The organism is Accumulibacter sp. (assembly GCF_032229525.1).
GTDB lineage: Bacteria > Pseudomonadota > Gammaproteobacteria > Burkholderiales > Rhodocyclaceae > Accumulibacter.
Map to the genome: position 1 here is coordinate 1 of NZ_JAVTWB010000183.1, position 6,410 is coordinate 6,410.

Annotated in this window: 5 protein-coding genes and 2 pseudogenes; all 7 read left to right on the forward strand. The window is 60.7% G+C overall.

Annotated elements, in window-relative coordinates; genetic code table 11:
- Nucleotides 1-351: 351 nt before the first annotated feature.
- Nucleotides 352-531: a hypothetical protein gene (locus RUW20_RS14270; protein ID WP_313952899.1), complete on the forward strand. Its 180-nt coding sequence runs from the start codon at nucleotides 352-354 to the stop codon at nucleotides 529-531.
- 458 nt (nucleotides 532-989) lie between these two features.
- Nucleotides 990-1,637, forward strand: a pseudogene (locus tag RUW20_RS14275) (nitrogenase component 1); the annotation flags it as partial.
- A 68-nt stretch (nucleotides 1,638-1,705) separates the two neighbouring features.
- Entirely contained in the window at nucleotides 1,706-2,038 is a 333-nt protein-coding gene (locus RUW20_RS14280) for a nitrogenase component 1 (protein ID WP_409559371.1), read from the forward strand.
- A gap of 176 nt (nucleotides 2,039-2,214) precedes the next feature.
- Nucleotides 2,215-2,706, forward strand: coding sequence for a hypothetical protein (locus RUW20_RS14285; protein WP_313952900.1), 492 nt, complete (start codon nucleotides 2,215-2,217; stop codon nucleotides 2,704-2,706).
- Nucleotides 2,707-3,488: 782 nt separating this feature from the next.
- Nucleotides 3,489-5,519, forward strand: a complete 2,031-nt coding sequence (locus RUW20_RS14290) for a hypothetical protein (RefSeq protein ID WP_313952901.1) — start codon at nucleotides 3,489-3,491, stop codon at nucleotides 5,517-5,519.
- 55 nt (nucleotides 5,520-5,574) lie between these two features.
- Nucleotides 5,575-5,841, forward strand: a pseudogene (locus RUW20_RS14295) (transposase domain-containing protein); the annotation flags it as partial.
- A gap of 369 nt (nucleotides 5,842-6,210) precedes the next feature.
- The coding region (locus RUW20_RS14300; RefSeq protein WP_313952902.1) for a hypothetical protein at nucleotides 6,211-6,410 on the forward strand (200 nt) is incomplete at its 3' end.

Here is a 6,410-nt window from a genome sequence, read left to right on the forward strand (position 1 = left end):
AGTTCAGTCAAGGTGTGCTCAAGCTGTCGATCCCGAAAGCCGAGCACGCGCAACCACGCAAGGTGCAGGTCAAGGTGTTGTGAGGCATGCGGGCAGGGACGGGGGTCACTCGTCCCCTACTCGTGGATAGGGCGGCAGACCCATGCCGGGAACCCGGCGCGCCAGGCCGTGGTCAGCGACGCCGCTCCGGCAAGAACTGCCGCGCGGTGACCACTTGGTGTCGATATTTCTTACAGGCCTACCTGCTCTTTGTCGGCCGCGCATCTTAAGCAACTGTTTTCATGGAATTTACCAGAATTGGCGTGCTTCTTGCTGAGTGGACTTGCACCCACTCAAGAAGGGAGCCGTCTCATGGAAACCGATCGCGCATTTGCCACACGCATGGTTGAGCAGGTCCAGCATATCGAGCGCTATCGACAGGAAGTGCTGCGCGTCGAAGGACGGGTACTCGATGGCGACAGCGCGGCCTGGGAGTGGATCAGCCGCTACGCCGCGCTGTTCCCGTCCATCGAGACCTACACCGGCTACTGACCGCTCACCCTGGCGAACCAGCCGGTGGTTGTTGCCGTCTGGTCCGCCCGTGCCCCCCACTCAGGACCCTCCCGTCCCGGGCAATTCTCGACCGCTCGACCCCCGCGACCCCTCGACCCGATATCGCACTGGCCGGCCACGCCGCGACGCTCCGGCAAACACTCATCGCCCCGGGAAAACCAGTTCACCGGGTTGCGCGCCTGCTGCTGTAGACAGCGGTGACCTCCAGATGAGGTGACGCGCGGCCGCCCGGCTTCTTCGAGGTAATGCGTTCGCGTCAGGTCGTCGCGGCGGCGCAAGATCGGCAGCGGGCTCGCCGACGGTCACGCCAATGATCTCGTCAGTGGGCGACATTGTCGACTTTGCGACACCTCGAGAGAGGAAAAACCCCAGCAAATTCATCGCCATGGACTTGGCATCCATCTTGCTCGGTAGTGACTGGAACCCTGGAGAACCGTATGAAAGCCAGCGAGATCCAGGCACTGCTCGACGAGCCGGCCTGTAGCCACAACGAGAAGGAAAAATCCGGATGCGCCCGGCCCAAGCCTGGCGCCACGGCCGGCGGCTGTTCCTTCGACGGCGCCCAGATCACGCTGCTGCCGATCGCCGATGTCGCCCACATCGTGCACGGGCCGATTGCCTGCGCCGGATCGTCCTGGGACAACCGCGGCGCCCGCTCCTCCGGCGTCAAGCTCTACCGCATCGGCATGACGACCGATCTGTCGGAAACCGACGTCGTCATGGGGCGTGGTGAAAAGCGGCTGTTGCACGCCATCAAGCAGGCCATCGACGGCTATGCGCCGGCCGCCGTGTTCGTTTACAACACCTGCCTTCCGGCGCTGATCGGCGACGACGTCGAAGCGGTCTGCAAGGCCGCCGGCGAGCGCTGGGGAACACCCGTCGTGCCGGACGATGCCGCCGGCTTCTACGGCACCAAGAACCTCGGCAACCGCCTGGCCGGTGAAGCGATGCTCAAGTACGTGATCGGCACTCGCGAACCCGAGCCCGCCGCAGTGCGTGCCGACGGCTTGACCACCCATGACGTCAAGCTGATCGCGGAATCCAACATCGCCGGCGAGTTCTGGCACGTCGCGCCACTGTTCGACGCGCATCGCCGATCGAAACACTGGTCCCGGAAAGTCGCAAGGTCGGGCAACGCCCGCGGCAGGTCAATGTGCTCGCCTCGGCGATGCTCACGGCGGGCGACATCGAGGCCATCAAGGAGTGGATCGAAGCCTTCGGCCTGCGCCCGGTGGTGGTTCCGGACATCGGCGATGCGCTCGACGGTCACCTGATCGACGCAGAGTTCTCGCCGCTGACCATTGGTGGCACGCCGCGGGCGGAAATCGAGCGCATGGGCGAATCGGCCGCCACCCTGGTCATCGGCCCCTCGTTGAACACCGCCGCCGAGCTGTTGAAATGGCGCACCGGGGTTCCCGATCATCGCTTCGGCGGCCTGATCGGTCTCGACGCCTTGACCACCGCATTCACCACCGACAGCGCTTGACCGCAGCGGCTTGGGGTGGCTTGGAGTCCGCTCCTGAAAGCCGCCGCCGAGGGGCGTGCCCTCATCGTTGGTGCAGTTTCAACGCAGATCATCGGGTCATGCTAACCTCCCGTCTGCGCGGCTGCGGCACAGCTTGCAATGGCCATCCTTAATATGAAAACTGGGAGACAAGAACAATGGATCTAAAGAGCGGGCTTTGCCAAATGGTTTCCCAGGGAGCGGGCAGTTATAAGTTCCTGGACGGGGGTGCCAACAACGGATCAGCCTATATGTCGAACGATAGTAAGAAACGAGGGACATTTTGGCTCGCGCGACCTCAGATACATGAAGGATTTCCCACAGGTATTTGGATGTTCGAGCAGCCCTCGCCAGAAGGACAATTAAGCGATTCCATTTCCGGCAGCGGTGTTTACTTGGTGACGCGTATGGAAAGTTTCGATTGGCACCCGAACCCGCAGCCTTACATCGCGATGGGCGACGACGTTGCAAACGCCCACTGGACGGCCGAAACCTATAATTCTGCCCCAGGATGTTTTAATTTCAGGAGTCAAGGTTACCTAAACGGGAACCCAGGGGACCGTACGCCTTGGCGCTACCAAGTGAGCTTGGAGAGCTACGGAAACGCTGGGAAAGCCTCTTGGAAAATCATTTACACGCCGAAAGGCTAGCCGCTCTTGCCGATCGGCTGCCAAGGCTGTGACGTACGCTGGAGCGCCATGAAGCAAGGGCTGGGTGAGGCAATTTACCGGCCATAGGGCCGGCGGGAAATCACGCCGACTCGCTGCTGTGAACTTCTCGTTATGGCGGAATTCGAGCCACGAGCATTATTGCTCCTTCAAGGCTCGGAACCTCCGCCAGGTGACGTTCTTCCAGCGGCCGGGGTGATCACGGGCCCGGGGGCTGCCAACCGGATCGACGCGCTGGCGTCGAAGGACCTGCACAGTCGCTTCGATCGCCTCGTCAATTCGTTCGAGCAAGGGAAGTTCCGCCGGCGGCACCCGGTTGACCGAAGACACGCAGATCGCTGCGCAGAAACGGTCGTCGATACCTTTGGGCGACGGCTCCAGTCGCTACCGGCCGGAGCGAAAGTTGCCGGGCGGGATTCGCACCCGCTGGAAAACAACGCCTTGGCACGGCGCACAGGAAAATTGGCTTAAAGATATCGGGCAGCGCTGCTAGACTGCCGGGCCATGCGCGAGCTTCAAGGATTGCCGTACCGCTGTCGCTCTGTTGGCAGAGCAGCAGCGCAGTCGTAACTTGCCGGCGGCCATTGGATCGGCTCAGGGGTCAGGTCTCAAATCTGACTGGGCGCAGCCGCGTCGTTTGCGCAGCAAGATGTTCCGCGCCTGGCCTTGGCGACCAATGGCGACACCAAATATGGCAAGGTTCGGACTTCGCCTTTGCGGCGTGCCGCGAGCCCGCTCCCCATTCACATCCCTTAGAGCTCAACATGCCGATACTTGAAGATATTGCGGTTCAACTGAAAGTGCTGGAAGAGCAGCACGCTTTGCAGCATGGCCAGAACGAGCAGATCATCGAGCAGTTGACGACTCTGCAGAGGGGCAACGAAAAAGATCAGAAGCTGTTCAAGGAATACTCGGACGCCCTCGCCAAGGGTCTGCCCGGGATGACGAAGGGCGTGATCGGCGCCATCAAGGCGGCAAAGAGCGGCGACCCCTACGCGATCAGCATCGCGTCGCTGGATATTTTCTCGAGTGTCATGACCCTCGCGGGGCCGATGCTGGGCCCGGTCGGCCCTCTCGTGTCGGCGCTGAGCGGCATGATCTCGATGATCCTTGGCGAATTCCTGCCGAAGGGCCCGAACCTGAAGGACGAGATCACGCAAGTTCTCGACAAATTCCTTGCCGAGCAACTCTTGCGTGAACTGGGTACCGCCGCCGATCAAATTTGGATCTTTACGGATACCCTCGAACATCACGGCCCGTCCGCCTGGACACCACTCGATCTCGACGGTGGCCCGCAAATCAAGGCGATCGACGACACCTGGCAATGGCTGTTGCAGAAGGACAAGCAGGCGTTGCCACAGTGGGGTGAATGTCTCGACAAAACCTGCCAGGTGTTCAACCAGTTGTTGCGTGCCGTCATCCTGTCCGTCGCTCACCCATCGATCAAAGAGGACGTCAAGCCAGGTGCCATGCTTGTCTACCTTCCATCTCGATTGGAGATGTGTCTGGACCGCATGCAGCAGGCCACGCACGTAGCGCGAAAGCGCGGGACGTTCTGGCACCTTGGCGGCAGCTACAGCTATACCTACATCGAAAGTGGATGCGTCTACACAACCGACTCGGTTGTCGCTTCGGATGTCGATTGGCGCAACCTCAGCGGGGAAACTCGGGCCCTGTCGGTGACGTTGAACGAAGGGCAAAGGGGTGTCATCCATCCGGACATGACGCTCTTGGCGTTGGAGCCGGCAAACGGTGGCTCTGTCTGGGGTGGGTTCAACGGCGGCGGGCGGGACAAGTACGACAAGGACCATCCGTTCAGACCGAACCATCGGACTTATGCGCTGAGAGGCAAGTGGCCGGGCGGGTCTGGTTGGGGCCAGCTGTCGAGCGACCATCACCGCCTCACGCTCGAGGGGTGCTACGACATCTACGCCGTTCCTGCCGCCAGGCATTTCCCCGGGGGGGTTTACATGCTGACGGCGAACGGGGGCGAATACCGCGGCTACCTACTGAAAGAAGGCGAAGCACCCGCCTTTGCCTGGTCTGCCCCGATCGCGGACGGCCGCACACTGGGGTCGATTCGCTACGTGGAGCAGCCGAAAGTGTTCCCGGATGACCCTGATGAGAATCAAGGTAACAACCCAAGTGTCTTCAATGGAATCAGCGCGGTGTACTACGCCGGGTGCCAGGCTACGGGTTCGGGAGCGATGGACATTCTTGTCCGGTACCGGAACCCGCGCAGCGATGCCCTCGACAAGACCGGACTCTGCTGGACGGAAGAGCAGACACAGGAAGAACAGTTCATCCAGGCACCGTGGCGAAATTTCAGAGGGATCGGCGTGGACCAAGGCTACCTGTGGGTCTACGGTGCGAACCGCATCGCCTGTGCCACGCATGCCTCGGTCAGGAAGGCGTGGCTGGAAAAGCGCTCCCCCTCGTGGATGTGGTGCGAGTGCATCCCGCCGGGTCTGGAGTTCTGGGCCAACGAGGATCTCCTGACCGGGTTGCTGGACTTGGCCCCCTGTGACGATGGAACCCTGTTTGGGGCGTTCATCGATCGCTATTGGCGTACGGATGAACTAGCCATCAGCGGCAGGGACGTGAACAAGTTCAGGTTGTTCATGCTGACACCGCAGATTGATCGTCCGAACAGGACCATGCAGCTCCAGGCCGCCGACTGCTTTCAGGTTTCCGGGTCAGGTTTCGGGGTCGAGAAGAGGCCGATCTTCTGCTGGCCGATGATCGAGCAACTGACGGCGACGCTGAAGGAACAGGTTGGCGAACGCCACGCCTGATACGCACTCTTCACCGACGTTCACGCACGCGCCACCGAGTTGACCGATGCAACGGGCCCGCTATGCGGGAAACGGTGTCTACCCAATCGACAACAACCCCGTCGAGAACGCGATCCGGCCAATTTGCCTGGGGAAAAAGGACTGGCTCTTCGCGGGTTCCGAAGCCGCCGGCAAACGCGCGGCGGTGATTCAGTCCTTACTGCAAACCGCTTGCCTGAACGGCATCGAGCCCATGGCCTGGCTCACCGACACCCTGGAAAAACTCCTCTCTTGGCCGAACCGCCCCATCGACGAGTTGTTGCCTATCAAACTGCCTGCCTGAGCTGCACGCGGAGAGGTGGGTGCGCTGCACGCTTACCACGATGCGGGCGTACCGAAGGCCAAAAGGAGTCAGCGTGATTTCAAATTGCAAATTACTCTGACCCCTTTTGTTTCGCTGACCATCGGCCATCAGCCGTTACTGAAGGCCGAGAGTAAGCCGCGCCCCGAACGGCAGGTAACTGATAGGAGGCGTCACTGGCAAGATAGGTACAAGCTCCCCTACATGAGGAGGTTTTTGTTCAGTCATCGCAAGCATTTCTCGCTTCTGCATTTCTTGTGCGCCAATGATTGGCCCCCAAGCCCACAGTTGTCACTTGACAACCTACGCGCTTTCGCCTATCGTCACCACGCAGCCCAACAGAGCGTCACAATGTCCCACCCGAAAAAGGAAATTGCTGCCGCTCTTGAATATGCTCGGAGCAAAGGCTGGCGTATTGTGGAAGGTGGCTCCCATGCATGGGGCCAAATGTATTGTCCCTACAACGATAAGGAATGCCGATGCGGGGAGTTTTGCAGAACAAGCATCTGGAGCACACCGAAGAACCCGAGCAATCATGCCAGACATCTGCG